The sequence below is a fragment of the Streptomyces sp. NPDC026672 genome, assembly GCF_040638185.1.
In the GTDB taxonomy this organism is placed as follows: Bacteria; Actinomycetota; Actinomycetes; order Streptomycetales; family Streptomycetaceae; genus Streptomyces.
This window is the reverse complement of sequence record NZ_JBEZXS010000027.1, coordinates 12,149-35,863: the sequence shown is the minus strand read 5'-3', so window position 1 is coordinate 35,863 and position 23,715 is coordinate 12,149. Positions and strand designations below refer to the sequence as shown.

Genomic DNA, 23,715 nt, shown 5'->3' with positions numbered 1-23,715 from the left:
AATAACACGATCGGATTGCGGCGTGAGGGGCAGGCGACCCTCAGCGATCCAGATCACCCCGCGCCTGGCTACAGTGCGGGAAGAGATGCGGGTAGTCTCAAACGGACCGCATAAGTTACCGCTTAGTAATCTCCCTCGCAGGCCCGAGGAGCCCCCATGCAACTCGCCGCGATCATCGTGTCGCTGGTACTCGCCGTGGTCGGCGTGGCGCTGTTCGGCCGTGCCGTCGCACAGATCTACCACTTCGTCCGGCTCGGACAGGACGTGCCGGCGGGCAGCCGCACGGACGACTGGAAGAGCCGCACCCTCACGGTGGTCCGGGAGTTCCTCGGCCACACGCGGATGAACCGCTGGGGCGTGGTCGGCGTCGCGCACTGGTTCGTCGCGGTCGGCTTCTTCTCGCTGGTGCTGACGCTGATCAACGCCTTCGGCCAGCTCTTCCGGGCCGACTGGGCGCTGCCCGTCATCGGCCACTGGCTGCCGTACGAGATGTTCGTCGAGTTCATCGGCACGATGACCTCGCTGGGCATCCTCACCCTCATCGTGATCCGCCAGCTGTCGCGGCCGGGCCGGGCCGAGCGCAAGTCGCGGTTCGCCGGCTCGAACGCCGGCCAGGCGTACTTCGTCGAGTCCGTGATCCTGATCATCGGCATCGCGATCATGACCCTGCGCGGCCTCGAGGGCGCGCTCGCCGGCGTGCACGGCTACGAGGCCGCGTACTTCGCCTCGTACCCGCTCGTCGCCGCCTTCCGCGGCCTGGACGCAGGCACGCTCCAGAACCTGGTCTACCTCACGGCGATGATCAAGATCGCCACGTCCTTCATCTGGATGATCACCGTCTCGCTGAAGACCGACATGGGCGTGGCCTGGCACCGCTTCCTGGCCTTCCCCAACATCTGGTTCAAGCGCGACGCGAAGGGCGGCACCGCCCTCGGCGCCCTCCAGCCGATGACCTCGGGCGGGCAGGAGATCGACTTCACCGACCCGGGCGACGACGACGTCTTCGGCGTCTCCCAGGTCGAGCAGTTCTCCTGGAAGGGCCTGCTGGACTTCTCCACCTGCACCGAGTGCGGCCGCTGCCAGTCGCAGTGCCCCGCCTGGAACACCGGCAAGCCGCTCTCCCCGAAGCTGCTGATCATGTCGCTGCGCGACCACGCCCACGCCAAGGCGCCCTACCTGCTCGCCGGCGGCGGCAAGAGCATGGAGGGCGAGGAGAAGGCGTCGGCGGAGCAGCTGGCCGACGTCCCCGCCGCGGCCCTCGCGGAGGCCGAGCGCCCGCTGATCGGCACCGTCGAGGAGCAGGGCGTCATCGACCCCGACGTGCTGTGGTCCTGCACCACCTGCGGCGCCTGCGTCGAGCAGTGCCCCGTCGACATCGAGCACGTCGACCACATCGTCGACATGCGCCGCTACCAGGTGATGATCGAGTCCGCGTTCCCGTCCGAGGCGGGCACGATGCTCAAGAACCTGGAGAAGAAGGGCAACCCCTGGGGCCTGGCCAAGAAGCAGCGGCTGGAGTGGACCAAGGAGGTCGACTTCGAGATCCCGGTCGTCGGCCGCGACATCGAGGACCTCACCGAGATCGAGTACCTCTACTGGGTCGGCTGCGCCGGCGCCCTGGAGGACCGCGCCAAGAAGACCACGAAGGCGTTCGCCGAGCTGCTGCACATCGCGGGCGTGAAGTTCGCGATCATGGGCGGCGACGAGAAGTGCACCGGCGACTCCGCCCGCCGCCTCGGCAACGAGCCCCTCTTCCAGGAGCTCGGCATGGAGAACGTCATGGCGCTGAACACGGCGTTCGGCGAGGAGACGGACGACGAGGGCAAGGTGCTGCCCGAGTCCGCGAAGCCCCGGGCGTCCAAGAAGATCGTCGCGACCTGCCCGCACTGCCTCAACACCATCGGCAACGAGTACCCGCAGCTCGGCGGCGACTACGAGGTCGTCCACCACACCCAGCTGCTCCAGCGCCTGGTGGACGAGGGCCGGCTGATCCCGGTGACCCCGGTCGAGGGCATCATCACGTACCACGACCCCTGCTACCTGGGCCGCCACAACAAGATCTACACGCCGCCGCGCGAGATCATCGCCAACGTGCCCGGCCTGCGCAACGAGGAGATGCACCGCCACAAGGAGCGGGGCTTCTGCTGCGGCGCGGGCGGCGCGCGGATGTGGATGGAGGAGCGGATCGGCAAGCGCATCAACAACGAGCGCGTGGACGAGGCGCTGTCCCTGAACCCCGACATCGTCTCGACGGCCTGCCCGTTCTGCCTGGTCATGCTGACCGACTCGGTCAACGGCAAGAAGAACGAGGGCAAGGCGAAGGAGACCGTCCAGGTGGTCGACGTGGCCCAGCTCCTGCTGGAGTCCGTGAAGACGCCGGTCGACCCGACGGGCGAGGCGGAGCCGGCACCGGAGCCGGAACCCGAGCCGGTGAAGTGACCGCGTCCCGCGCCTGACGCACGGCGCCCCCGTCCACGGACGGGGGCGCCGGTTCGTTTCCGGTTCCGGAGACTCGTCGGAGGCTCAGGCGTCCTTCGGGCCCGCCTGCTGGACGACCTCGAAGGACCACAGGGTGGAACCGGAGGCGGCGGGCTTGGGACGCTCGCCCTCCGCGGCGCCCGGGGCGCCACCGCCCTGGTGGGCGGCCTTCATCGGCCCCTCCATCCACGCCTGGAAGGACTCCTCGTCCTTCCAGCGCGTGTAGACGAGGTAGGTGTCGGTGCCCTCGACGGGCCGCAGCAGCTCGAACCACTCGAACCCGTCGGAGTTCTCCACGGCGTGCGCCCGGGACGCGAACCGCTTCTCCAGCGTCTCCCGCTGCTCGGCGGGCACGGTCAGCACATTGATCTTGACTACGCTCATGCCCCCCATCCTGCCCGGTCCCCCGGTCAGCCGTCGTCCCCCGACGGCCCCGTGCCCGACCCGCCGTTCCGCCCGGCGCGGCGCACCAGCTCACCGGAGACGAGCGTCGCGCCCGCCACCGCGCGGACCCAGCGGGGCCCACCGCGCGCCGCCCACACCACACACACGCACCCGCCGACGACCAGCACGAGCACACCGACCAGAACCGCGATCACCATGTCCCACCTCCATACTCCGACTCCGTGCTCCACCTGCGCCTCCGCCTGCCCAGCCGGCCCGGGATGCGCCGAACGCACGTACCACGCGGGACGACGCGCGCACGTGCTCCGGTTCCCCCTCCGCGAACCGGCAACTCCCCCGTCCGTCCCCCGGATTCACCCCCATGTCCGTCCCCTAGGGGATGTCACAGCTCGGCCGCAAAGCCGGGTCCTTGCGCCGGGCCCGCCGCGTCACTCTGCGGGACCAGGTACGTTCGAATACGTGGCTGGATTCAGGAACGGACGCGGCGGCCGGAACGACCGCGGACCGCAACACCCCCCGTATGGACAGCAGACGCCCCAGGGACCGTCGTACGGTCAGCCGACGTACGGTCGGCAGGGGCCGACGTACGGCCGTCCCCAGACGCCCCAGACGCCGCAGCCCTACCCGCAGCAGCGGCCGCAGCACGGCGGCGGCAGCCCCTGGCCGCAGGGGAACGGCGGCGGCCAGGGCCACGGCGAGCCCGAGTACTTCGGCGACGGATACGGCGACGGCGGCCACCACGGCGGCCCGGACCCGTACGCGGCGAACAACCCGGGGCACACCCAGGCGTTCTCGATCGACGAGGACGCGTACCAGCAGGGCGAGACCTACCGCGCGGGCGCGGGCCAGGCCCCGGCCGGCCCGATCGGGCCCCGGCTGCACTGGAAGGACCTGCTGCGCGGCATCGTCGTGTCGCCGAACCAGACCTTCATGCGGATGCGGGACTACACGATGTGGGGCCCGGCCCTCGTCGTGACGTTCCTCTACGGCCTGCTCGCCGTGTTCGGCTTCGACGGGGCCCGCCAGGACGTCATAGACGCGACCCTCTCCAACGCCATCCCGATCGTGCTGGTGACGGCCGTGACGATGGCGCTCAGCGCCTTCGTGCTCGGCGTGGTCACCCACACGCTCGCGCGGCAGCTCGGCGGTGACGGGGCGTGGCAGCCCACGGTGGGCCTGTCCATGCTGATCATGTCCATCACGGACGCGCCGCGGCTGATCTTCGCGATGTTCTTCGGCGGCGACGCGAGCTTCGTCCAGCTGCTCGGCTGGGCCACATGGGTCGCGGCGGGCGCGCTGCTCACCCTGATGGTGAGCCGCTCCCACGACCTGCCGTGGCCGAAGGCGCTGGGCGCGTCGGCGATCCAGCTGGTCGCCCTGCTGTCGATCGTGAAGCTGGGCACGTTCTAGTGCCCCGGCGGGCAGCGTTCGCCCGTCGAGGAGCGGCGTCCGGTGCGTGCTCTCGGTGTGCCGGGTGCAGGCCCTCGTACTGGATGTACTTGGGTGTGTGCCCGGTGCGGCGAGAGTGCGTGCCGGGCGTCGCGACGGGGCGAACGCTGCCTGCCGGGGCACTAGCGGCCACGCGCCACCGCACGACCACAAGGGGCTCCTCGCCGGCCGAGGAGCCCCTTCTGTCCGGCCCTTGGCAACGAGGTCGGCCACCTGTCACGATCAAGCCGTGATCGACCTTGCGAGGATCGCGGGGCGGACGGACGTCCTCCTCACCAGGATCGCGGCGTGCATGGACGCCCTCTTCCCGAAGATCGCGAGGCAGGTGAACCTCTTCCTCGATCTGGTGGGCGGGCCCGTGGTCGGCGCGCTGATGCTGTACACGGGGATCAAGACCTACCGCCACGGCGGATCCGTGGGCTGGCCCATCGCGGGATCCGTTCTGCTCCTGGCCAACTTGTGGGGGGCCTGGCGACGCCTCTCCCGACTCAGGAAGCACGCCACGTCTCAGCCGTCCCAGCCGTCCCGGCCGTAGGTCAGAGGGCGTCCTTGTTCTCCTTGGGCGCCTCTCCCGACCTGTGCACCGGAGGCAGGACGCTCCACGGGAAGTTGATCCAGGCGTCGGTGCGGTGCCAGACGTACTCGCACTTCACCAGGGAGTGGGACTTCTCATAGATCACGGCGGAGCGGACCTCGGCGACCGTGTCGAGACAGAAGTCGCGCACCAGCTTGAGCGTCTTACCGGTGTCGGCGACGTCGTCCGTGATCAGGACCTTCTTGTCGGAGAAGTCGATCAGGTTGGGCACGGGCGCGAGCATGACCGGCATGTCGAGGGTGGTGCCGACGCCGGTGTAGAACTCGACGTTCACGAGGTGCAGGTTCTTGCAGTCGAGCGCGTACGCCAGCCCGCCCGCCACGAACACCCCGCCGCGCGCGATGCTCAGCACGATGTCGGGCTCGTACCCGTCGTCCACGATGGTCTGTGCGAGCTCCCGGACCGCGACGCCGAACCGCTCGTAGCCGAGCTCCTCGCGTATGTCCGGCGCGCCGCTCACACCTGGGTCCGGTGGAAGTTGAGGTAGGACCGGGAGGGGGTGGGACCTCGCTGCCCCTGGTAGCGGGAGCCGTAGCGCTCGCTTCCGTAGGGGTACTCGGCGGGCGAGGAGAGCCGGAACAGACACAGCTGGCCGATCTTCATACCGGGCCAGAGCTTGATCGGCAGGGTGGCGAGGTTCGACAGCTCCAGGGTGACGTGCCCGGAGAAGCCGGGGTCGATGAAGCCGGCGGTGGAGTGCGTGACGAGTCCGAGCCGCCCGAGCGAGCTCTTGCCCTCCAGGCGGGAGGCGAGGTCGTCCGGGAGGCTGATGACCTCGTACGTCGACGCCAGCACGAACTCGCCGGGGTGCAGGATGAACGGCTCGTCGCCGGCGGGTTCCACCAGGCGCGTCAGGTCCACCTGCTCGACGGAGGGGTCGATGTGCGGGTACCGGTGGTTCTCGAACACCCGGAAGTAGCGGTCCAGCCGCACGTCGACGCTCGACGGCTGCACCATGGATGCGTCGAAGGGATCGATCCGTACCCGCCCGGCGTCGATCTCGGCCCGGATGTCCTTGTCAGAGAGAAGCACGCCCCGAGGATACGCAAGGCGCGCGGAGCCGTGACAACCACGGCCACCGCGCGCCCGCCTGTCTGTCCTGCTCTCTCCTGTCCCCGCTATCCCTGCTTCTCGAGGGCGACCGGTACGGCGCTGCGAAGCCGGGCACACCGCGGGCACCGCACGAGCCGGCCGGGGCCGAGTCGCTCGGCCTGCTGCATCGGGAACGAAGCGGTGCTGAACACGTGCCCATCGGCACAACGGACGACGGTGCGTTCCATCAAGTCCCTTTAGTCCCTTCCCCAGGAGCCGCGTCGGGCCAACTGCCGTGACGACAAAAGCCACATTACGGGATCAAAGGGAGGTCACTCCAGGCGGCACTCCGGCCTCGCCCGGACCCTCTCCCAGGCCCCCACCGTACGCCCCAACTCCACGCACCCGCAGCACGATCCATCCCCTGAAACGCGCTCAGACCCCACGGTGTCGGCACCGGGGGTCCGCGATGAGGTAGAGTGATCGAGCGTTCGGACCCCGACTCCGGTCGACGTCTTACGCGGGTGTAGTTTAATGGTAGAACATCAGCTTCCCAAGCTGAGAGCGCGAGTTCGATTCTCGTCACCCGCTCCATGATTAAGGCCCAGGTCATAGACCCGGGCCTTTTTGTTGTGCGCGTTCTTCAGTTGTCGCGTGCCAGATTCGTGCCAGAAGGGTGATCGTCGGCGTCAGCGGTGGGCTGTTCTGGCACGGCCGCAGCTTCCTGGCGCGCCTTGCGTACGGTGGCGTCGAGACCGGCTGCAACTTCCTGCTGTCGGTCGTCGTCGGAGTGCTGGTAGATCAGCGCGGCTTTCTCGGAGGACTGGCCGGCACGGACCATCGTGTCCTTGAGGGTGGCACCCGATCGGGTGGACAGGGTGTGTCCGGTGTGGCGGAGGTCGTAGAACCGGAAGCCCTCGGGCATGCCGACGGTCTCGCGCGCGTTACGCCACTTCCGGCCGAAGGTGCTGCGCCGGAACGGTGCCCCCTTCTCCCCCACGAAGAGCAAACCGTCAGGGCCCGGCTCGGCGTACGACTCCAGGTGCCAGCGGAGCTCCCGATGGAGGAACGCGGGAAGAATCACAGTCCGCGTTCCGGCCTCGCTCTTGGTGTCGCCCTGGACGCGTCGCCCGTTCATCCGCTCCGGCTCGGCGAGGCCAACGCGGATGCGCAGGCCGTCGAGGTCGACGTCCCGACGGCGAAGGCCGGCCAGCTCTTCCGGCCGCATCGGACCGTACGCGCCGAGGTAGACCATGAGCCGCCACCGCATCCCCACGGCGTTGGCAAGCGCATCGACCTGCGCCACGGTCGCGATGCGCCGCTCAGCCGCCTTCTCCTTCCCCGCGCCCTTGATCCGGCACGGGTTGCGCGTGATCAGCTCGTCATCCACGGCCGTCTCCATGATGGCCTTGAGGAGCCGGTACGCCTTGGCCGTCATCGTCCTGGCGTTGGTGGTCCGCAGCCGATCGGCCCGCCACTCACGGACGCGCGGAGCGGTGATCTCGTCCAAGTCCGACTCGGCGAAGGCGAACAGGTGCTTGTCGAGGAGGTAGCGGTACAGGTCGCGGGTGAGGGGCGCGAGCTCCCGTTCGTCGACCCACTTGTCGGCGTAGGCCCGGAAGCTCACCGCGCCTGCCTCAGGGTCGCGCCACTCGCCCCGACGGATCTCCGTCTGTTTCTCGGCAAGCCAGTCGTCCGCGTCCGCCGTCGTCTCGAAGGTGACCGGAGCCGGACGCATCACACCGTCGGGGCCCGGATAGCGAGCCTGGTACCGGCCGGACGGAAGCCGTCTGATCGCGCCGAAACGGCGGCGCCTGCCCTTGCTGTTGGCCATCAGGCAGCCGCCCTTCCGAAGCGGGACCGAGGCCGCCTCAGCGGCTCCACAGTGCGAGAGGCGATGTACTCACGGAGGGCGCTCTCCGGGATGCGGACGTACCGGCCGACCTTCACGTACCGGATGCGCCGCTCCTCGATGAGCCGCCGGGGGAAGCGAGCGGTCGTGCCCAACAACTCGGCGACCTGGTCGACGGACAGGTACCGGTCGTTCATGTGGTCGGCTCTCCTTCCGTTCCAGGGGCGGGTTCGAGGGATGCGGCGAGCCAGGTTTCGCCCGCGCTGAGGCCGGTTCCGGCGAAGACCCAGTGGGCGAGGACGAGCGTGGTTTCGCCGTCCTGAGGCACGGGCGGAGCGGCTTGGGCACGGCGCCAGTCAGCGCGTGCGTCGCGCAGGGCGCCGAGGGTGGTGGAGTAGCGGCGGGACTTTGTGGAGAAGTGGCCACGGAAGCCCAACATGTGGGACCAAGCGCGCAGGCGGAGGTCTGCCAATTCGGGGCGCGCGCCGAGGGTCCAGGCGGTGCGGATCATGCGGCGTGTGTGGTCGGTGATCCGGGCCTGTGCCAGTTCGGCGAGGAAGCGGATGGGTCGGTCGAGGGTGCCGGACGCGGTCTCGGCGCCCTTGGTGGCGTACTTGGCGATGTATGCCGCTACCGCCTTCTCAGTCAGCTCCACTCCGCCGTCGAAGTCCGCCGAGCGGATCGTGCGGACGTCGAGCTGGGAGCCGAAGGCGAACGTATGCGCCCGGCCGTCGACGACCGGACCGCTGACACGCGCGGCGGTGGCAGCGTCTCGGATGGCGTCGGTGAGCAGCTCGGCCGTTGCCCAGGCCGGAGGAGTCGTGTCGCCGCCCTCGGGGCCGTCGAGGCGGATGACCGCATGGAAGTGGACCGCGCCGCGCCGCTGGTACTCGGCGACCTTGGCGAAGGAGATGCGGGCGTGGTCGCGGAAGGTGCGTTGGGTCAGTCCGGCGCGCTTGGCGACCTCCCGGCGCAGGTAGATGGAGAACCGGCGCCACAGGGCCCCGGCGTGCGCGTTCCACAGCACGGCCGTTTCGTAGTCGTACCTCTCCGGATCGAGGGGCGTGCCGAGCGCGGCGTCGTCCTGGTCGTGGCGGACACCGCAGCGGCAAGCCCGGCCGCTGGAGGGGCGGTTGTGGACCGGGCCGAAGCTCGGGGCGGTGAAGGTGGCGAACACGCGCGGGTGCGCGGAGACCTGTTCGGGGGTGCCCTTGCCGCCGCGCAGTCCGGCGGTGATCAGGTGGTAGGTGTCGCGGCGGTAGGTCTCGGCGCAGGCCGCACACCGGGTGGCGCGGCGGTTGTTGCACCTGACTAGGAGGTTTCCGGCGGGGAGAGTGGCGGAGTCGAGGTGGTGCAGGACGGAGCCGATCTCGCCGGTCGTGGCGTTGACGGCGTATTCGGTGCGGTGGCCGGCGAGGCGGACTGGGTGCGTGCAGCCGCCGAGGCCGGAGAGTTGGCGGGCCAGCTCGGGCATGGTGCCCAGGGAGGCGAGCATGGAGAGTTCCGCCAGCGGGGGCGGAGTCTGCCGGGTGATGATGGGAGTTCCTTTCGACTGCATTTGACGGTTGGGAGGGGACGGCCCCGGGGCGGCGGGATGCTTGGCGGCTTGTTGCCGCCCCGGCGGCCGGTCAGCGCTTGTTCGCGCCGTTGACGAGGGAGCGCAGGACCACGGCGGCGATGGCCACCGAGACGGCCGAGACGGCGATGGCCGCCAGGAGCGCGGTAAGCACCACGCCGACGACGGCCACGGCGGCGACCGCGCCGATGCCGGCGCCCACGTACGGGGCGAGCGGACGGGCGGCGGGAACAGCCGGGGTCGGGGTGCGGTCGTGCGGGATGTGTGTGGTGACGCTCGGGACGTGAGGGGTGTCGGGCAGCTTGGGCCGGAACATCGCGGACTCCTTGTCAGTCATTGGTGCCGTTGACGACGTCGACCCCGGAACGGGTGCCGGACTCGATGACCGGGGCGAGGACGGTGTGCGAGAGCCAGAAGCCGAACAGGGCGATCACGACGGCGACCCAGAGGCGGATGCCGAGGAACTTGATCGCGGCCCAGGCGATGACGCCCAGGACGAAGACGAGCGGCAGCGAGACGGTCACGGGATCTCCTCAGCGGATCGGCAGATCAGCGGGCAGGACAGCGGTGGGTGCGGGCAGCCAGCTCGGCGGCGGCCCGGCTGTCGTAGTCGGTCGAGAAGCCGCAGCGCGGGGCGGTGCAGGCGGCGGTGTGCTTCTCGCGGCCCCGGTCGTCGTAGGAGGTGCCGACCTGGACGGGACCGATGCGGACGACGCGGCGGAAACGGCGGTTGGCGGGCATCAGGGAATCTCCTTCCGGGGCTCGCCCGTGAAGTCGGTGACGTGGTCGGCCAGCCAGCGCAAGATCTCGTCGCCCTCGTAGCTGTCGGCGGCGAGGATCACCGGCTCGGCAAGGAGCACGGCTTCGGTGAGGCGGTTCTGTCGGGTCAGCTCGGCGGCGCGTTTCAGCGCGCGGAGCGTGGACGGTCGCACGGTGGAAAGTCCTCCGGGATCAGGTGAGTTGTGCGGCGATGGCTTCGGCGAGCGGCGGCGGGACGCCGAGCCGGGTGCGCAGGGTCGGGGTGTCGATGGGTGTTCCGGTACGTGCGTGGTGTTCGTCGGCGACCTTGCGAGCGAGGGCGACGAGCGCGGGCGGGACGGGAGTTGGGGGAGGCAGAGGCGGAGCCGGTTCGGGTCCGGTGGTGGGCAGTTCGGGGGCTGTGGCGGGCGGTGGTGGCTCTTGCTCGCTTGCTTGGGTCTCTGTCGTTGTGCCGTGGGCGAGGAGGGTTCCGCCGAGGAAGGCGACGGCGGGCCATCCGGCGACGGCGATGCGGAGCCAGGCCGGTACGTCGTTCAGGTCGAGCAGTCCGGCGGTGGCGACGTTGGCGTCGAGTGAGGCGGCCAGCGCGATGAGGAACCAGCACCAGCCCGCCGTCTTGGTCCCGCCGGAGCGCAGCCGCCGCCAGGCCGCCACCATCAGCAGGTCGACGGAGACGGGATAGGCCCACGCCTTCCACCCGTGTTGCCCGGCGGCCGAGGCCAGGTCGTGCAGGTGGGCGAAGGACAGCGCGGCGGCAATCAGCGCCTGGACAAGTACGGCGTCGAGGCGGACCGGAAGCCGCATCACCGCTCCCCGTCCGGCACTTGGTCACCGTCGGCCAGAGCGGCGGCGTAGATCTCCAGCGCCTTGACGTAGTCGGCGCACGCGGCGGCCAGGTCACGGGCGAAGGCGAGGTGATCGGCGATGGGGACCCGGGCGAACGCCGAGACGGCCAAGGAGTGGCCCTCCCCGTCGAGGGTGAGAATCGGGGCGCGCTTCGTGCCGTACTGGCTGAGTTGAACCGTGGTGTCGGCGTCCGCGTAGAAGCCCATCGAGGCGGTCACAGGCTGTGTCCTTTCCGTGTTTCGGACATGGGCGGGGTAGGGACTTGGCGCGGTACGGCCACGCCGGCCGTGGGAGCGGGTGCGGTTACTCGGTGACCGGGTGCGGGGAGGCCACAGGCCCGGTTGCCTTCACGGGCGCGGGTGGGACGTCCGGCCGGAAGGGCGTGAGTGCCGGTACGTGCGGGGCGAGGTCGGCCGTTTCGCGGCAGGTGGCAGCCGCGTCGGTGAGGGACAGGTAGGGGGTGCGGATGCGGGACCAGCCGCCGGAGGTGTCACCGACGACGGCGAGGCCGGGCAGTTCGGGGGCGATGGCGCAGGCCGCGTAGACCGCCTCGGGTGCGATGTCGCCGAGCGCCATCTTGGCCGAGGCTTCGTCGTTCACGCGATGGCAGACCCGGCCGGTCAACTGGGCCCGGAGCATGGTCGCGCCCTTGCCCAGCTCTGCGCCGAAGCGCTGCCCGCAGACCTCCAGGTAGATCCCGGCGGCCCTGCCGAGTTGAGCGAGCCGGATGAGCCGGGTGACCATCTCGTCCCGCCGCTCTTCCTCCTTCTTCGTGGCGATGAGGAAGAGTTCGGCCACCTCGTCGATGAACAGCACGATGGGCGCGGGGCGTTCGTCCTCCGGCAGGCCCCGGATGTCGGAGGTGATCTCCTCGTCCGGGGTGCCGGGCGCGATGCCCTGTCGGGCCTTGATCAGGTCGTATCGGTCCTCCATTTCCTTCACCAGCGCGGGCAGCAGCTCGGCCGCCTGAGCCGGGTCGGTGGCCAGCGCGGAGAACCGGGGCGCGAACGGCGCCAGCTCCACCCCGCGCTTGCAGTCGATGCCCACGAGGACCACCGGCTGAGCAGCCAGCTTCGCGAGCAGATTCCGCAGGTACATGGACTTGCCCGACAGCGTGGCGCCGAGGACGAGTTCATGCGGTACGGCCTGGTAGTCCCGCACGAAGGCGGTCGCGTCCTCCCGCAGCGCCACCGGCACCCGCAACGGACCGCCCTCGATGCGGCGAGGCATCCGCACTTTCCGCAGGACATCGAAGCCGACGAGCCGCAGTTCCACGACACCCGGCTTCACGTCCCGTACGTACACGGCGTGAACTCCCCAGGCGTGCCGAAGTCGTTCGGCCGAGGCCGCCACGTCCGCCGGTTCCTGCCCCGGAGCCAGCCGCAGCCGAAGCCGCAGCCCGGTCGTGGTGGGCCGGATCATCCCCCGGCGCGGGGGCACCGGCCGGACCTCACGCCGAGTCGTCGCCCTCACAGCCAGCGCTCGCCAGCGGGACGGCGCGACCGTCAGGCCGCACGCGTCCATGGTCGAGGAGTACGAGGCCAGCAGCCGGGCCACCGAGAGCGGCAGCCCGACCGTGGACCAGTACGCCGCAGGGTGGGCGTGCCGGGCATAGGCCGCGCCGCCTATCGCAGCGAGCGACCCGCCCACCTCGGCCCACGTCACCAGGTCGGTCACGGCGGTCAGCCCGCCTGTGCCATCGGGAAGGCGCCCGGAGCCACGGCGGTGGCCCGGTAGGCGATGCCGTGCCGCTGCTGGCCGTTGAACACGCTCTCCCACGGCCGGGCGATGAGCCCCGGCAGCGAGACAGGAGCGCCGACCGTCAGCCCGTCGGTCACCCCGCTCTCGGGGATGGTGACCTGGATCAGGGACGACTCGCCCTCGTCGATGTAGACGACGCCGACGGTCATCAGTGCCTCACCGCTCACGGCGTCCTTGGCGATCTCGCCGGTCTGCCGGTCGCGCACCTTCGGCGCCGGTGCTTCGGTGAGCAGGATCGTGGCGGACGAGGCGTCAATACGGATCACACGCACAGAGATTTCTCCTTCTGAGTCGATCAACCCGTCACATGACAAGTCGACTTAGCAAGTTCGAAGCTAAGTCTGCCAGGTTGACTTGTCAAGTGAGAGTCGGGGGCAACTCGTCCCGAGCCAGGATCAGTTCAGGCGGTAGGTGTCTTCGAGTTCCTGCCGATCGGCAGGAAGCAGCACGTCAGCGACCTGTACGGCCTGCCCGGAGGCGTCGCAGGCGATGACGAGGACGCTGAGAACGGGGATGCCGTCCGGCAGCCCCAGAGGCTCAGCCTCGCCACTCTCGGGCAGCCGAGCCGAGACCCGTTCCGTGACGTGATCGAAGCGGACTTTCCTTCGTGCTTCCAGGTGTGTGCGAACACTGCTGCTCAGGGGGTCAGGGCTCTCCAGGTCGGTGCCCTCGATCAGGCCGGCCGGGAAGTACGACGAGACCAGTTCGACCGCTTCGCCGTCCTCCTCGACGAGGAAGCGGCGCCGGAGGACCTTGCCCCGCTTGGGCAGCCCGAGCGCCGACGCGATCCGAGCCGGAACGGGCACTTCACCGACATCGACCAGCCGCCCCGAGGCGTGCGACTCGTCGCGCTCCAGCGCCTCACGGCCCCGCCGGTCCTTCTGCTCGACGACTTCCGGACGGCCCCGGACGATCGTGCCGTACCCCTGCCGGGACTCCAGCCAGCCGTCCCGCTTCAGCAGCTCCAGCGCCCGCACGACAGTCGGGCGGGACATCCCGAACGCCTGCACCAACTGGTTCTCACTGGGAACCCGGGTGCCCGGCGCGTACGTGCCGTCCTCGATGCGACGCTGCATCGTCTGTGCGAGGCGCACGTACTTCGGTGGCTCCACTTCATACGCCATGAACGCCGCCTGTCGGGATTGGCCAAGTCAACTGGTCAACCAGACTAGCGACGAATTCGGCGGCGGCATACCAACGGAGGGTATTGGCCTCACGACGGCCAGGCATCGGCGACCACGAAGGAGACCACCGTTCCACCGAAGCGACTGGGCCCGCAGTACCACGACTCGGCGATCGAGTCGACCAGCAGCAGCCCGCGCCCGTGCGCGTCGTTGGCGTCGGGGTGCCGGAGCCTCACGTTCGCCGGGAAGCCCGGATTATGCACCTCGACCCGGAGCGACGCCTCCTCTCGGAACCACTCCACCCGCACGACCCACGGGTCATCAGCCTGCCCGTAGCGGATGGCGTTGGTGACCAGTTCCGAGATCATCAGCGTGCAGTCCTCGACCGAGCAGGCCGGGTTGTACGGGGCGATGAACTTCCGGAACCAGCGTCGGGCCCGGGGAACGGACTCCGGGGTCGGATGCAAGGCCATCGCTCCGAGTCGAGGCGAGTCCCCAGAGGGGTGGCGGTCGATCGTGTAGGCCATCAGCGCTCACTCCTTGCCGCTGCCATCACAGTCGAGGCAGCGCCGCTTCGATGTGGCACGGGGGCGGTCGGCGGCAACGGTGAGCGCCAGGGACGTGCGCGGACCAACACGCTTCCAGCCGCGCCCCCGGCAGCCCCGACAAGGTAAGCGCGCTTCCTGATCCGGCCGCTTGCTCGTCACGCCGCACCCCCTTCCGATCAAGTGGCCTTAGCCACTTAATGGATAGTGGCATTAGCCACTCGCGATGCGCAAGCAGTTCACCGAAGTGACGCCCCATCAGGTCAGCGGGTACCCCTGCTCGAACGCCCAGCGCTGCGGCGGGTAAGTGGCTTCGGCGAACTCCAACGGCCGGTCCTGGAGGTCGAAGACGACGTGATGCACGATCAACACCGCGGACCCCGGCTCCAACTGGAGGTCCGCCGCTTCCTCCTCGGTCGCCTGCCGAGCACACATGCGGTCTTCGGCATAACTCCCCTGCCGCCCGGTCATGTTCTCGACGTACATCAGGGTGCCCTCGCGGATGCGCTCCGGCTCCAGCAGCTTGGGCGCCCGCTCTCCGACGTCCGGCGCGAACCACGAAGTGGACAGCGTGATCGGCCCGTCCTGGTTGTTGGTCACCCGTCGGCGATGCACGGCCCGACGGACCTTCACCAGGCCCAACGCCTCAGCAACATGATCCGGCGCGTCCAGCCACCCGGCCGACGTGATCACCGCGTACTCGCCAGGCGTGTAGATCTTCCCGGTCTGTCGGGCACGCCCGTACAACTCACGTGCCCGCCGGTTGACTTCAAGGCTTCGCACGTACGTGCCGGATCCCTGGCGCTTCTCGACGAGCCCCTGATGACTGAGTGCTTCGAGCGACCGCGCCGCCGTCGGACGGGACACCTTCCAGTCCGCCGCCAACTGTCGCTCCGAGGGGACCTCGTCCCCGGGACGCAGGTCACCCCGAAGAATCTGGTCGCGGATGAAGTGCGCGATCTGGAGATACTTCGGCTGTGCCTCCTCAATCTGAGGCATGTCCCCTCCTCGTCCAAGTGGCTATAGCCTCTAGCCACTATAGAGTGAGTGGTCAAGTGCCGACCCCGTAGTCTGGAGCCCATGACGCGGTTGATCGTCGCAGCAGGAGGAGGAGGCGACGCAGTCGCCGCCTCAATGCTTCACGCTGCCCTGTACGGCAACGAGGGCGACCAGGCGGTGATCCTCACCTACGCATGGGACCGCTTGCTGATCGACCCAGTACCCGGCCCCCGAGGAGCCGACCACTTCACCGGCCTCGAACCGCTCACCCCGGCCGTCTGGAAAGTGCCGGCGGGGGCCCGCCCGATCCCTCCGGCAGGCTCAACGCTCCCCCAACTCGCGGCAGAGCTCCCACACACGTTCGCGCTGATCGACCCAAGGCAGGGCACCGAGGGTGTCACGCGCCAGCTCGAAGAACTACTCACCCACCTGAAGCCAGCCTCAATCGATCTCCTGGACGTCGGCGGCGACGTATTGGCCCGAGGCGACGAGCCGACGCTGAAAAGCCCACTCGCCGACTCTCTGACACTGGCAGCGTGCGGCCAGGTCAACGCGCCCATTCGCCTGTTGGTCGCAGGCCCCGGCCTGGACGGCGAACTGTCCCACAACGACCTGCGAAGCATGCTCGGCCCAGTCGTCCACACCTTCACGGCGAAAGACGTGGAGCTGGTCAGCACAGTCCTGGAATGGCACCCCTCCGAAGCAACCGGGATGCTCGCGGCAACAGCCCGAGGCGTACGCGGCACGTGCGAGGTCCGAGACGCCGGACTTCCCATCCCCCTCACCGATGAGAGCCCGACGGTCCACGAGGCCGACCTCGACGAAGCCCTGAGCCGCAATGAGTTGGCGCGCGCCATCATGTCGACAACCACCCTGGACCAGGTGGAGACACTGAGCCGCGAGATCTGCGGCTTCTCCGAAATCGACTACGAGCGCAACAAAGCACTCTGGCTCAAGGAGCAACCGCCGACGAAGCTCGACACCGAGTCGGTACTGCCCCAACTCGCCCAGTTCGAGGCAGAGGCCCGAAGCCGCGGAATCACTCACACCACGTTCCGCCACCTCACAGAGGCCCTGAACCTCGACGGCTCACAGCGCGATGACCTGCGCCGACTACTCATCAACAGCCGACCGGAACGCTACGCAGCGCCCCTATGGGACCTGCGGCAAGGGAAGAGCCACGGGTGATGCTTTCCGCTGCCGATCCGGAGCCTAAGTCGATGTTCGATCAACCAGCCGCAATTGCCACGGTCGTCACCGCGGTAATAGCCCTCTTCCTTCTCTGGCAAGGGCAACAGGACCGGAGACGGTTGCGGGAGGAGGAAGACAGACGCCAGGCCACCCTTCTAACAGTGTCCGCCGAGTCCTCTTGGCGACCCATCGGGGACGGTGCTACCCAACTTGACGAGGCTAGGCTAACCGTCCTCAACGAGAGTGATCGGGCAATACATCTGGAAGAAGTGACCCTCGTAGAGGCTGACTCATGGGCAACCCTGCAAGACAGGGGTACGTCTCGCCTGAGAGTCGAGCATCTGCAGGTGCCGAATCATCTGGTACGCCCACGTGCCGAAGTGAGTATGCAACTTCCGAACAATTTGCTTATAGAGACCGCCTCTAACGGTTCCGGCTCAAATTTCGCCATTGTAGTGTTCTCGGACGCACACGGGCGACGGTGGCGCAGGCGTAGCGATACCTACGAGCTTGAACCAGTGGCGAAGCCCTTGAACACAGCACAGAAGTTGTTTCAGCGCATCACTATCTCGATAGCTCCACTGAGATGGCTGCTTGCATCCCTTCCTCAACAACTCGCCATACGCGCTGCCCGACGGCGACCCACCAGAGTCCCGCTCGCTCTGAGGTGGTGCCGCGCAACTCATGGGTACTGGGCTGCCGGAGAAGAAGATCCATGGATGCGCCCCGAGGACGCTCCTGCTCTCTGGGGCTACGAAGAACTTGAACAGGCATGATCCGCCGGCACACAAGACAAGCGCCATGACTCCGACTGAGTAACAACCTTCTTCACGGGTTCAAGTGCGGCTCGCTCCGCTCCCCGCGCGCGGCCCGGCCCCCGGCCGGGCCTGCGCTCCTGTCTCCGCCCCGCTCCAGCCCGGCCGGTGTCCGTACCGCGCCCAAGCATGCAGCCGCCTGATGCCAGAGAAGGGGTACGTCGTGGCGGGGGCGGTCGGCTCCACGGCTTTACGGAGCCACTTTGGCGCGAGCCTCGAAGATCATGGCCCCAACGTCGTGCTTTACCGGGCAGGTCCACAGACTGCCCGACGCGCCGCAAGCTTACGGGGCCATGATCACTCGCGCCAAAGCAGCGCCACCCCAAAGCCGCTCCACCGACCTCGCAGGTGCGGCGCTGCATTTGTTGAGGAAATCCAGATGGACAACAAACTTCAGCGGCCCAGAAGGTTTCCCCTGCTGAGCCGCTGCTTGATGGAGCACACGCGCGAGAATAGATCTACCCACGCATCAGCTAGATCAACGAGGCTTCATCGTCCCCCCAACCTCGCAGATTAATGGCTTGAGTAGTTGAGCGTCAGGATGGCGACCACGGGATGAGGATCACCATCTGCATTGGTCGTGTAGCTGTTGTTGTACTGATAGTCGGCGCGTGCAGCACCCGTTATCTCGAAGTGATGGGTGCGAGACCAGCCATCCGCCATCGGGCGCCCAGCCCTACCACGAAGAATCGTGATGCTAGCCACTGGGCAAGGCTTTCCCGGGTTATGAGCGATGTGGTCCCAGAACTGCTGCGCTTGTTGAAGGCCGACTCGCTCGACCAGTTCGACATAATGTTGCCTGTACTGTCGATGCACGAGAACGCGATATTCTGGTGCATCAGGAGGTCGGCCACCAGGCCTTTTAGCGGGCTGATAGGGCCTGTACGCACTCCCGCCTGGAGCCACTGGATTACTCCGCTCCCTCCGGACGCTCCGCCTCCACGAGATCAGGAACGAGTCCCTTTCTCAGCAGGACATTCCGACGCAATGGATCCTCCAGCTGGCGGGCCGTAGTTTTCCATGCATCAAGACACTCGTGCAGGACAGCCGTGTCATTGTCGCTGTCTGCCGCAACAATGGCCTCACCAAGTTCTTCTGCGAACTCCTTTAGATCTTCACAGTCGAACACTCGCAACCAGGCCAGATCCCCAAGATCGTGCACAGTCGGCCTGAAGTCTGGGCGAGTAAGCAGCCGCTCCAACCTGAGATGCACGGAAGACCACGTCCGCAGCTCTTCAAGAAGCTGCAGGTGCCGCTCAGGAAGCATCACCAAACTGGTGCCGTTCTTGTCACGCAACCGAGCCAATCCATTGCGGGCTGCGCTCAAGAACTCTGTGCGACGTTGGGTAGCCAGGTCAGATGACTGGAAGATCACATCACCGCTGCTCACGCCGCCTCCTCTCTGTGACAACCAGGATCCTGCCCAGGATCCTGGTTGTCAAGCGCTATGGATCCGATGCATGATGCTGTGAACACCTGTGTGAAAACACTGATCATCGCGAGGCGCAACATGGACGAAGCTACTGGTAGGCCGTTTGATGCTGCGGTCAGCCTCATGGCCGAAGCGCCGGCCTCGGCACCCCAAACTTGGAGCACCGTCAGCCTCGCCAAGTACCTGCGCGACGCCCTCTACACGCCCCCCTCCCAGCGCGATGAGCCGCTCCAGGACCGAGCCAAGATCGTCGAATCTCTCAAGGCGCTCACAGACAGGGGCCTCGACGGCTACGCATTCGTTCGCTACGGGTTGGGCCCCCAGCTGAGCGAGCGGATCGCGGCCTTGGCATCACTCCCTCAGCTTTTTAGCCTGGTCACAGCTGACAAGCCGATCAAAGAAGTTAATGAAATCCTCGAAAACCTTCCACGGGAGGTAGCCCTGTGGGCACACCTCTGCAAAACAGACGTAGCGTCGATATCAACAAGTAAGCGGGATTCATCCAACACGGAAGGAATACTGCTCAACTCAATAATGGAGCTCACCCATGATTGGCACTCCAGGGTCCGCGCTTGGGCCCAACAGTCAGACATCCGTGATCTGATTGACTGGAAGTGCCCCAGCGTCCATGACTTTAATACGCTGGCCGATTCGGGGACTCCCGAGAGTGAAATAGAGAGCCACTATGCATGGATTCTTGACCGTTTGACGGAAACGTACCTGAGCGACTGGGAAGACTCATCGCTACACCATGAATACCGCTGGATAAAGGCAGCCGCACCAACGCCATTCCCCGATGAAATCATGAACTTGCGGCCCATATCGCCTTCGGATCTGAATGCAGAAATCGCCGAGCGGACGGTAATGAGCCACGGCGACAAGGCACAACGCGAGACCGTCGACCAGCTGTCATTCCAAGGGGCCCAGCTCGTTAAGTCCGGCAACAGGGAGGCGGCTGCATCTACTTTCCGATTGATAACAAAGATTGCTCCAGAGAATGCAAATGCACGCAATGACTTGGGCTTTTCCCTAGTTCCAGACGAACCACGCAAGGCACTAAGGCATCTTACAGTGGCAGCAAAGATGGGGTACGATCAGTCGTTCATCAATGCGCACAACAGAATGATCTGCAATCTCATCATAGATGCACCCAAAGAGGCGCTATATGTAGCTCAGAGCACGTGGGGTTCAGCTAGGGCCGAGCAAGCAATACCCGCGGTACTTTGGAAGTACGAAGAAGATCGATGGGTTACTCACCACGTCCCAGATGCCCGCATCGAGGTAGCCGAACTCGCGCTTCAAACTGCTCGAATCTTGGGGGGAGAAGATCAAGACGTTTGGGAATCTCGACTCGCCTCACTCTCTCCCCAGGGTGCACAAAAAGAACAGTAATCCAACAAAGCTTATCCATCAAATTGTGAATTCTACGACCAGTAGCCAATCTGATCGGCTCCGACCGCCACACAATGGTGCAAGTAGAGTTTCCTCCATTGCAGGTCAACCCAACGGCCACCGCCAAGAAGCCCAAGCTGGGGGCGGGGCACACGCACTGCCGTTTCCCACTCGCAAGGAGCGGGCACCGGGTGAGTGTCTAACTGCGTGACAACGCCGACGAACAGCAGCGAACAAGCGCGAACGTCTACGAACCATCAGCGCACGTGAGCGGCCCAACAGCCCAAGGCAGCGCCCCCACCCAAGTTGCTTCGGGACGAAGAGGTCATCACGCAAGGTGGCCAGCCGCGCGCTTCCGTCGCCGGGGCTTGCCCTGATCGACGGCCGACAGCGTGGCTCAGGCCGGCGGGGGTACAGCGAGGCACACGCGCGCCTGCACGGTCGGCTGACCCGCCATCGTGGCTGACTGTCGTCGGCTAAGGCTCAGACACTCCGGGGCCAGCTTCGTCAAGGAACGCTTGAGGCGAGGGGACCGTGCCATTCGCGTGCCAGATCCTGCGGGGAACCACGGGGAACAGCGGGGAGTGGCCATGGCCGCGGCAAGGCTCCGATACCGCTCCGCCGCAGGTCAGTTCAGCAACCACTGCCAAAGAACCCAAGCTTCCCAAGCTGAGAGCGCGAGTTCGATTCTCGTCACCCGCTCCAGCAGAAACCCCCAGGTCGTGGACCCGGGGGTTCTTTGTTGTCTAGACCGGTGGGCGGGGGCCGCACCGCTGGCGCACCATTAGCCCGCTGAGGACTCCTGCGTGTGGTGCGGGCGGCCGTCCTTGTAGTGCTTCGCACGCTCGGCCCGCACCATCCCGTCCAGCCCGGCGGCGACCTCCCGTTGCCGCTCGTCGTCGGAGTGCTGGTAGATCATCGCGGCTTTCTCGGACGACTGGCCGGCGCGGACCATCGTGTCTTTGAGGGTGGCGCCCGAACGGGTCGAGAGCGTGTGACCAGTGTGACGAAGGTCGTAGAACCGGAATCCTTCCGGGAGGCCGACAACCTCGCGGGCACGGCGCCACTTCCGCCCGAAGGAGGTGCGGCGGAAGGCGGCTCCCTTCTCGCCGATGAAGAGGAGACCATCGGGCCCCTTTTCGGCGTACCAGTCGAGGTGTCGCCGCAGGTCCTTATGGAGGAAGGCCGGGAGGACGACCGCACGGACGCCCGCATCGGTCTTGGTCTCGCCGGGAGCCCGCTTGCCATTGGTCCGCTCGGGCTCGGCGACGCGGACACGGATCAGCAGTTTGTCGAGGTCGACGTCACGGCGGCGGAGGCCGGCGAGTTCCTCGGGCCGCATCGGACCGTACGCACCGAGGTAGACCATGAGGCGCCAGCGAATCCCGATCGCGTCCGCGAGGGCGTCGACCTGGGCGAGGGTCGCGATACGACGCTCAGCGGCCGACTCCTTGCCCGCGCCCTTGATCCGGCACGGGTTGTGGCTGATCAGTTCGTCATCGACGGCGGTTTCCATGATGGCTTTGACGAGCCGGTACGCCTTGGCGACGGTCGTCTTTGCGCTGGTCGCCCGCAGCCGTTCAGTGCGCCATTCACGGATGCGAGGAGCGGTGATCTCGTCCAGGTCGAGGGCGGCGAAGGCGGGGAAGATGTGGACCCTGAGGAGGTCCTCGTACAGGTCCACGGTACGGATGGACAGTTCCCGCTCTTCGACCCACTTGTCGGCGTACGTGCGGAAGTTGACCGCTCCCGCGTCGGGGGCCCGCCAGTCGCCGCGGGTGAGGTCCGCTTCTACCTGGGACAGCCAGATCTCCGCGTCCTTCTTGGTCTCGAAGGTCTCCTCAGCGCGGATGCGTTCACCGTCCGGGCCGAGATACGAGGCCGTCCAGCGGCCGGAGCGGTACTGGCGGACCGCTCCGAAGCGTCTGCGGTTGCCCTTCTTGTTGGCCATCAGGCAGCCCTCCGGACGCTGGTGCGGCGAAGCCGGATCGGTTCGACGGTCCGGGTGCCGATGTACTCGTTGATCGCACTCTCGGGGATGCGTACGTGCCGACCGACCTTCACGTACCAGATGCGCCGTTCTTCGATCAGCCGCCGGGGAAAGCGGGCGGTCGTGCCGAGCAACTCGGCGACCTGGTCGACGGACAGGTAGCGGTCGGTCATGCGGTGGGTTCTCCTTCCGTTCCGGGGGCTGGTGCAAGGGATGCGGCGAGCCAGGTCTCGGCGGAGCTGAGGCCGGTGCCGGCGAAGACCCAGTGCGCGAGGACGTATGTCGTGCCCGGCTGAGGGTTGGCGGGTGCTACCGCTTGGGCTCGGCGCCATTCGGCGCGGGCGTCGCGGAGGGCGCCGAGAGTGGTGGAGTAGCGGCGGGATTTGGTGGAGAAGTGGCCGCGGAAGCCGAGCATGTGGGCCCAGGCGCGCAGGCGGAGGTGTTCGAGGTCCTTGCGTGCGCCGAGGGTCCAGGCGGTTCGGATGAGGCGGCGGGCGTGGTCGCTGATGTCGAGCTGGGCGAGTTCGGCGGCGAACTTCAGCGGCCGGTCGAGAGCTCCCGTGGCGGTCTCGGCGCCCTTGGTGGCGTACTTCGCGATGTACGCCACTACGGCCCGTTCGGTCACCTCCTGGCCGTCGTTGAAGTCGGCGGATCGGATGGTGCGTACGTCGAGTTGGCGGCCGAAGGTGAAGGTGTGGATGCGGCCGTCGAGGGTCGGGCCGTCGACATGGACCTTGGCCGTGGCGGCTTGGATGGCGTCGGCGAGGAGTTCGGCGGTGGCCCATGGGGGGGGTGGGGTGTCCCCGCCTTGAGGGCCGTCGAGGCGGATGACGGCGTGGAAGTGGACGGCGCCGCGCTTCTGGTATTCGGCGACCTTGGCGAAGGAGACGCGGGCGTGGTCGCGGAGGCGGCGTTGCGAGAGGCCTGCGCGCTTGGCGACCTCACGGCGGAGGTAGATCGAGAAGCGCCGCCAGAGGGCACCAGCCTGGGCGTTCCAGAGCACGGCCGCTTCGTAGTCGTAGGCCTCGGGGTCGAGCGGGGTGCCGAGGGCGTCGTCGTTCTGGTCGTGGTGGGTGCCGCAGCGGCAGGCACGGCCGTCGGTGCGGCGGTTGTGGACGGGGCCGAAGCCGGGTGCGGTGAAGGTGGCGAAGACGCCGGGGTGCGCGGCGACCTGTTCCGGGGTGCCCTTGCCGCCCCGGAGTCCAGTGCTGATCAGGTGGAAGGTGTCGCGGCGGTAGACCTCGGCGCAGGCAGCGCAGCGGGTCGTGCGGCGGTTGTTGCAGCGGACGAGGAGTTGGCCGGCGGGCAGGTCGGTCGAGTTGAGGTGCTGGAGGATGCGGCCGATCTCGCCGGTCGTGGTGTCGACGTCGTACTCGGTGCGGTTGCCGTCGAGGCGGACAGGGTTGGTGCAGCCGCCGAGGCCGGAGAGCTGGCGGAGGATACCGGGCAGGGTGCCGCCGGAAGCGAGGTTGGT

The 23,715-nt window shown here is 67.4% G+C and carries 28 protein-coding genes and 1 tRNA gene; 6 read left to right on the top strand and 23 right to left on the bottom strand.

The window, feature by feature from the left end; all coding sequences use genetic code 11:
- Positions 1-156: 156 nt before the first annotated feature.
- Positions 157-2,439 carry a (Fe-S)-binding protein gene (locus tag AB0F77_RS27995; RefSeq protein WP_361954332.1) on the top strand — a complete coding sequence of 761 codons (2,283 nt, stop codon included), beginning with the start codon at positions 157-159 and terminating at the stop codon, positions 2,437-2,439.
- A gap of 84 nt (positions 2,440-2,523) precedes the next feature.
- Here the strand turns inward: AB0F77_RS27995 and AB0F77_RS27990 are convergent, their stop codons facing one another.
- The gene (locus AB0F77_RS27990; protein ID WP_361954330.1) at positions 2,524-2,862 is read right to left on the bottom strand and encodes an antibiotic biosynthesis monooxygenase; all 339 of its coding nucleotides are present in this window, start codon (positions 2,860-2,862) and stop codon (positions 2,524-2,526) included.
- 26 nt (positions 2,863-2,888) lie between these two features.
- Positions 2,889-3,080: a hypothetical protein gene (locus AB0F77_RS27985; protein WP_361954328.1), complete on the bottom strand. Its 192-nt coding sequence runs from the start codon at positions 3,078-3,080 to the stop codon at positions 2,889-2,891.
- Positions 3,081-3,342: 262 nt separating this feature from the next.
- Between AB0F77_RS27985 and AB0F77_RS27980 the strand changes: the two genes are divergently transcribed.
- Together AB0F77_RS27980 and AB0F77_RS27975 are read left to right on the top strand one after the other, a co-directional pair.
- Complete coding sequence (locus AB0F77_RS27980) at positions 3,343-4,293, top strand: Yip1 family protein (protein WP_361954326.1); 951 nt, start codon at positions 3,343-3,345, stop codon at positions 4,291-4,293.
- Between the two features lie 268 nt (positions 4,294-4,561).
- The gene (locus AB0F77_RS27975; protein WP_361954324.1) at positions 4,562-4,867 is read left to right on the top strand and encodes a hypothetical protein; all 306 of its coding nucleotides are present in this window, start codon (positions 4,562-4,564) and stop codon (positions 4,865-4,867) included.
- Between the two features lies 1 nt (position 4,868).
- Here AB0F77_RS27975 and AB0F77_RS27970 read toward each other — a convergent pair whose 3' ends face one another.
- A complete protein-coding gene (locus AB0F77_RS27970) occupies positions 4,869-5,387 on the bottom strand; it encodes a phosphoribosyltransferase (RefSeq protein ID WP_361954322.1) in 519 nt (172 codons plus the stop codon).
- Entirely contained in the window at positions 5,384-5,959 is a 576-nt protein-coding gene (gene dcd, locus AB0F77_RS27965) for a dCTP deaminase (protein ID WP_361954320.1), read from the bottom strand. Before dcd ends, AB0F77_RS27970 begins: the two co-directional genes overlap by 4 nt.
- A gap of 520 nt (positions 5,960-6,479) precedes the next feature.
- Here dcd and AB0F77_RS27960 point away from each other — a divergent pair.
- A tRNA-Gly gene (locus AB0F77_RS27960) sits at positions 6,480-6,553 on the top strand.
- Positions 6,554-6,602: 49 nt separating this feature from the next.
- Here AB0F77_RS27960 and AB0F77_RS27955 read toward each other — a convergent pair.
- From AB0F77_RS27955 to AB0F77_RS27890, 14 genes are all read right to left on the bottom strand, one after another.
- Positions 6,603-7,793 carry a tyrosine-type recombinase/integrase gene (locus AB0F77_RS27955; RefSeq protein WP_361954318.1) on the bottom strand — a complete coding sequence of 397 codons (1,191 nt, stop codon included), beginning with the start codon at positions 7,791-7,793 and terminating at the stop codon, positions 6,603-6,605.
- Positions 7,793-8,008 carry an excisionase family DNA-binding protein gene (locus AB0F77_RS27950; protein WP_285430295.1) on the bottom strand — a complete coding sequence of 72 codons (216 nt, stop codon included), beginning with the start codon at positions 8,006-8,008 and terminating at the stop codon, positions 7,793-7,795. The genes AB0F77_RS27955 and AB0F77_RS27950 overlap by 1 nt, the downstream gene beginning before the upstream one ends.
- Positions 8,005-9,306, bottom strand: coding sequence for a replication initiator (locus tag AB0F77_RS27945; RefSeq protein ID WP_361954479.1), 1,302 nt, complete (start codon positions 9,304-9,306; stop codon positions 8,005-8,007). The genes AB0F77_RS27950 and AB0F77_RS27945 overlap by 4 nt, the downstream gene beginning before the upstream one ends.
- A 133-nt stretch (positions 9,307-9,439) precedes the next feature.
- Complete coding sequence (locus AB0F77_RS27940) at positions 9,440-9,703, bottom strand: SpdD protein (protein ID WP_361954316.1); 264 nt, start codon at positions 9,701-9,703, stop codon at positions 9,440-9,442.
- Positions 9,704-9,716: 13 nt separating this feature from the next.
- Entirely contained in the window at positions 9,717-9,911 is a 195-nt protein-coding gene (locus tag AB0F77_RS27935) for a hypothetical protein (RefSeq protein ID WP_361954314.1), read from the bottom strand.
- Between the two features lie 25 nt (positions 9,912-9,936).
- A complete protein-coding gene (locus AB0F77_RS27930) occupies positions 9,937-10,128 on the bottom strand; it encodes a mobile element transfer protein (protein WP_361954312.1) in 192 nt (63 codons plus the stop codon).
- The gene (locus AB0F77_RS27925; protein ID WP_361954310.1) at positions 10,128-10,319 is read right to left on the bottom strand and encodes a hypothetical protein; all 192 of its coding nucleotides are present in this window, start codon (positions 10,317-10,319) and stop codon (positions 10,128-10,130) included. Before AB0F77_RS27925 ends, AB0F77_RS27930 begins: the two co-directional genes overlap by 1 nt.
- A gap of 19 nt (positions 10,320-10,338) precedes the next feature.
- Positions 10,339-10,950: a DUF2637 domain-containing protein gene (locus AB0F77_RS27920; RefSeq protein WP_361954308.1), complete on the bottom strand. Its 612-nt coding sequence runs from the start codon at positions 10,948-10,950 to the stop codon at positions 10,339-10,341.
- Positions 10,950-11,210, bottom strand: a complete 261-nt coding sequence (locus tag AB0F77_RS27915; protein WP_361954306.1) for a hypothetical protein — start codon at positions 11,208-11,210, stop codon at positions 10,950-10,952. The genes AB0F77_RS27920 and AB0F77_RS27915 overlap by 1 nt, the downstream gene beginning before the upstream one ends.
- Positions 11,211-11,295: 85 nt before the next feature.
- On the bottom strand, positions 11,296-12,669 hold the full coding sequence (locus tag AB0F77_RS27910; RefSeq protein ID WP_361954304.1) for an FtsK/SpoIIIE domain-containing protein: 1,374 nt from the start codon (positions 12,667-12,669) through the stop codon (positions 11,296-11,298).
- A 5-nt stretch (positions 12,670-12,674) separates the two neighbouring features.
- Positions 12,675-13,025, bottom strand: coding sequence for a hypothetical protein (locus tag AB0F77_RS27905; RefSeq protein ID WP_361954302.1), 351 nt, complete (start codon positions 13,023-13,025; stop codon positions 12,675-12,677).
- Between the two features lie 123 nt (positions 13,026-13,148).
- The gene (locus AB0F77_RS27900; RefSeq protein WP_361954300.1) at positions 13,149-13,877 is read right to left on the bottom strand and encodes a GntR family transcriptional regulator; all 729 of its coding nucleotides are present in this window, start codon (positions 13,875-13,877) and stop codon (positions 13,149-13,151) included.
- Between the two features lie 89 nt (positions 13,878-13,966).
- Complete coding sequence (locus AB0F77_RS27895) at positions 13,967-14,404, bottom strand: ATP-binding protein (RefSeq protein ID WP_361954298.1); 438 nt, start codon at positions 14,402-14,404, stop codon at positions 13,967-13,969.
- 276 nt (positions 14,405-14,680) lie between these two features.
- Positions 14,681-15,421, bottom strand: coding sequence for a GntR family transcriptional regulator (locus AB0F77_RS27890; protein ID WP_361954296.1), 741 nt, complete (start codon positions 15,419-15,421; stop codon positions 14,681-14,683).
- Between the two features lie 81 nt (positions 15,422-15,502).
- Here AB0F77_RS27890 and AB0F77_RS27885 point away from each other — a divergent pair, with 81 nt between their 5' ends.
- Positions 15,503-16,609, top strand: coding sequence for a DUF1152 domain-containing protein (locus tag AB0F77_RS27885; protein ID WP_361954294.1), 1,107 nt, complete (start codon positions 15,503-15,505; stop codon positions 16,607-16,609).
- 1,331 nt (positions 16,610-17,940) lie between these two features.
- Here the strand turns inward: AB0F77_RS27885 and AB0F77_RS27880 are convergent.
- Positions 17,941-18,243: a hypothetical protein gene (locus AB0F77_RS27880; protein ID WP_361954292.1), complete on the bottom strand. Its 303-nt coding sequence runs from the start codon at positions 18,241-18,243 to the stop codon at positions 17,941-17,943.
- Between the two features lie 94 nt (positions 18,244-18,337).
- Positions 18,338-18,817, bottom strand: coding sequence for a hypothetical protein (locus AB0F77_RS27875; protein WP_361954290.1), 480 nt, complete (start codon positions 18,815-18,817; stop codon positions 18,338-18,340).
- Between the two features lie 66 nt (positions 18,818-18,883).
- Between AB0F77_RS27875 and AB0F77_RS27870 the strand changes: the two genes are divergently transcribed.
- Positions 18,884-20,251 carry a hypothetical protein gene (locus AB0F77_RS27870; RefSeq protein WP_361954288.1) on the top strand — a complete coding sequence of 456 codons (1,368 nt, stop codon included), beginning with the start codon at positions 18,884-18,886 and terminating at the stop codon, positions 20,249-20,251.
- 784 nt (positions 20,252-21,035) lie between these two features.
- Here the strand turns inward: AB0F77_RS27870 and AB0F77_RS27865 are convergent.
- From AB0F77_RS27865 to AB0F77_RS27855, 3 genes are read right to left on the bottom strand one after another with little or no spacing between them, the layout of a single operon-like run.
- On the bottom strand, positions 21,036-22,202 hold the full coding sequence (locus tag AB0F77_RS27865) for a tyrosine-type recombinase/integrase (protein WP_361954286.1): 1,167 nt from the start codon (positions 22,200-22,202) through the stop codon (positions 21,036-21,038).
- Entirely contained in the window at positions 22,202-22,414 is a 213-nt protein-coding gene (locus AB0F77_RS27860) for an excisionase family DNA-binding protein (protein WP_361954284.1), read from the bottom strand. Before AB0F77_RS27860 ends, AB0F77_RS27865 begins: the two co-directional genes overlap by 1 nt.
- Positions 22,411-23,691 carry a replication initiator gene (locus tag AB0F77_RS27855; protein WP_361954477.1) on the bottom strand — a complete coding sequence of 427 codons (1,281 nt, stop codon included), beginning with the start codon at positions 23,689-23,691 and terminating at the stop codon, positions 22,411-22,413. The genes AB0F77_RS27860 and AB0F77_RS27855 overlap by 4 nt, the downstream gene beginning before the upstream one ends.
- Positions 23,692-23,715: the final 24 nt, after the last annotated feature.

What these genes read in the sequence shown, in the direction of transcription:
- AB0F77_RS27890 (WP_361954296.1), bottom strand. Translation starts at nt 15,421, where the DNA reads ATGCCTCAGATTGAGGAGGCACAGCCGAAGTATCTCCAGATCGCGCAC.
- AB0F77_RS27900 (WP_361954300.1), bottom strand. Translation starts at nt 13,877, where the DNA reads ATGGCGTATGAAGTGGAGCCACCGAAGTACGTGCGCCTCGCACAGACG.
- AB0F77_RS27940 (WP_361954316.1), bottom strand. Translation starts at nt 9,703, where the DNA reads ATGTTCCGGCCCAAGCTGCCCGACACCCCTCACGTCCCGAGCGTCACC.
- AB0F77_RS27985 (WP_361954328.1), bottom strand. Translation starts at nt 3,080, where the DNA reads ATGGTGATCGCGGTTCTGGTCGGTGTGCTCGTGCTGGTCGTCGGCGGG.
- AB0F77_RS27930 (WP_361954312.1), bottom strand. Translation starts at nt 10,128, where the DNA reads ATGCCCGCCAACCGCCGTTTCCGCCGCGTCGTCCGCATCGGTCCCGTC.
- AB0F77_RS27885 (WP_361954294.1), top strand. Translation starts at nt 15,503, where the DNA reads ATGACGCGGTTGATCGTCGCAGCAGGAGGAGGAGGCGACGCAGTCGCC.
- AB0F77_RS27995 (WP_361954332.1), top strand. Translation starts at nt 157, where the DNA reads ATGCAACTCGCCGCGATCATCGTGTCGCTGGTACTCGCCGTGGTCGGC.
- AB0F77_RS27895 (WP_361954298.1), bottom strand. Translation starts at nt 14,404, where the DNA reads ATGGCCTACACGATCGACCGCCACCCCTCTGGGGACTCGCCTCGACTC.
- AB0F77_RS27865 (WP_361954286.1), bottom strand. Translation starts at nt 22,202, where the DNA reads ATGGCCAACAAGAAGGGCAACCGCAGACGCTTCGGAGCGGTCCGCCAG.
- AB0F77_RS27920 (WP_361954308.1), bottom strand. Translation starts at nt 10,950, where the DNA reads ATGCGGCTTCCGGTCCGCCTCGACGCCGTACTTGTCCAGGCGCTGATT.
- AB0F77_RS27870 (WP_361954288.1), top strand. Translation starts at nt 18,884, where the DNA reads ATGCATGATGCTGTGAACACCTGTGTGAAAACACTGATCATCGCGAGG.
- AB0F77_RS27990 (WP_361954330.1), bottom strand. Translation starts at nt 2,862, where the DNA reads ATGAGCGTAGTCAAGATCAATGTGCTGACCGTGCCCGCCGAGCAGCGG.
- AB0F77_RS27860 (WP_361954284.1), bottom strand. Translation starts at nt 22,414, where the DNA reads ATGACCGACCGCTACCTGTCCGTCGACCAGGTCGCCGAGTTGCTCGGC.
- AB0F77_RS27945 (WP_361954479.1), bottom strand. Translation starts at nt 9,306, where the DNA reads ATGCTCGCCTCCCTGGGCACCATGCCCGAGCTGGCCCGCCAACTCTCC.
- AB0F77_RS27955 (WP_361954318.1), bottom strand. Translation starts at nt 7,793, where the DNA reads ATGGCCAACAGCAAGGGCAGGCGCCGCCGTTTCGGCGCGATCAGACGG.
- AB0F77_RS27950 (WP_285430295.1), bottom strand. Translation starts at nt 8,008, where the DNA reads ATGAACGACCGGTACCTGTCCGTCGACCAGGTCGCCGAGTTGTTGGGC.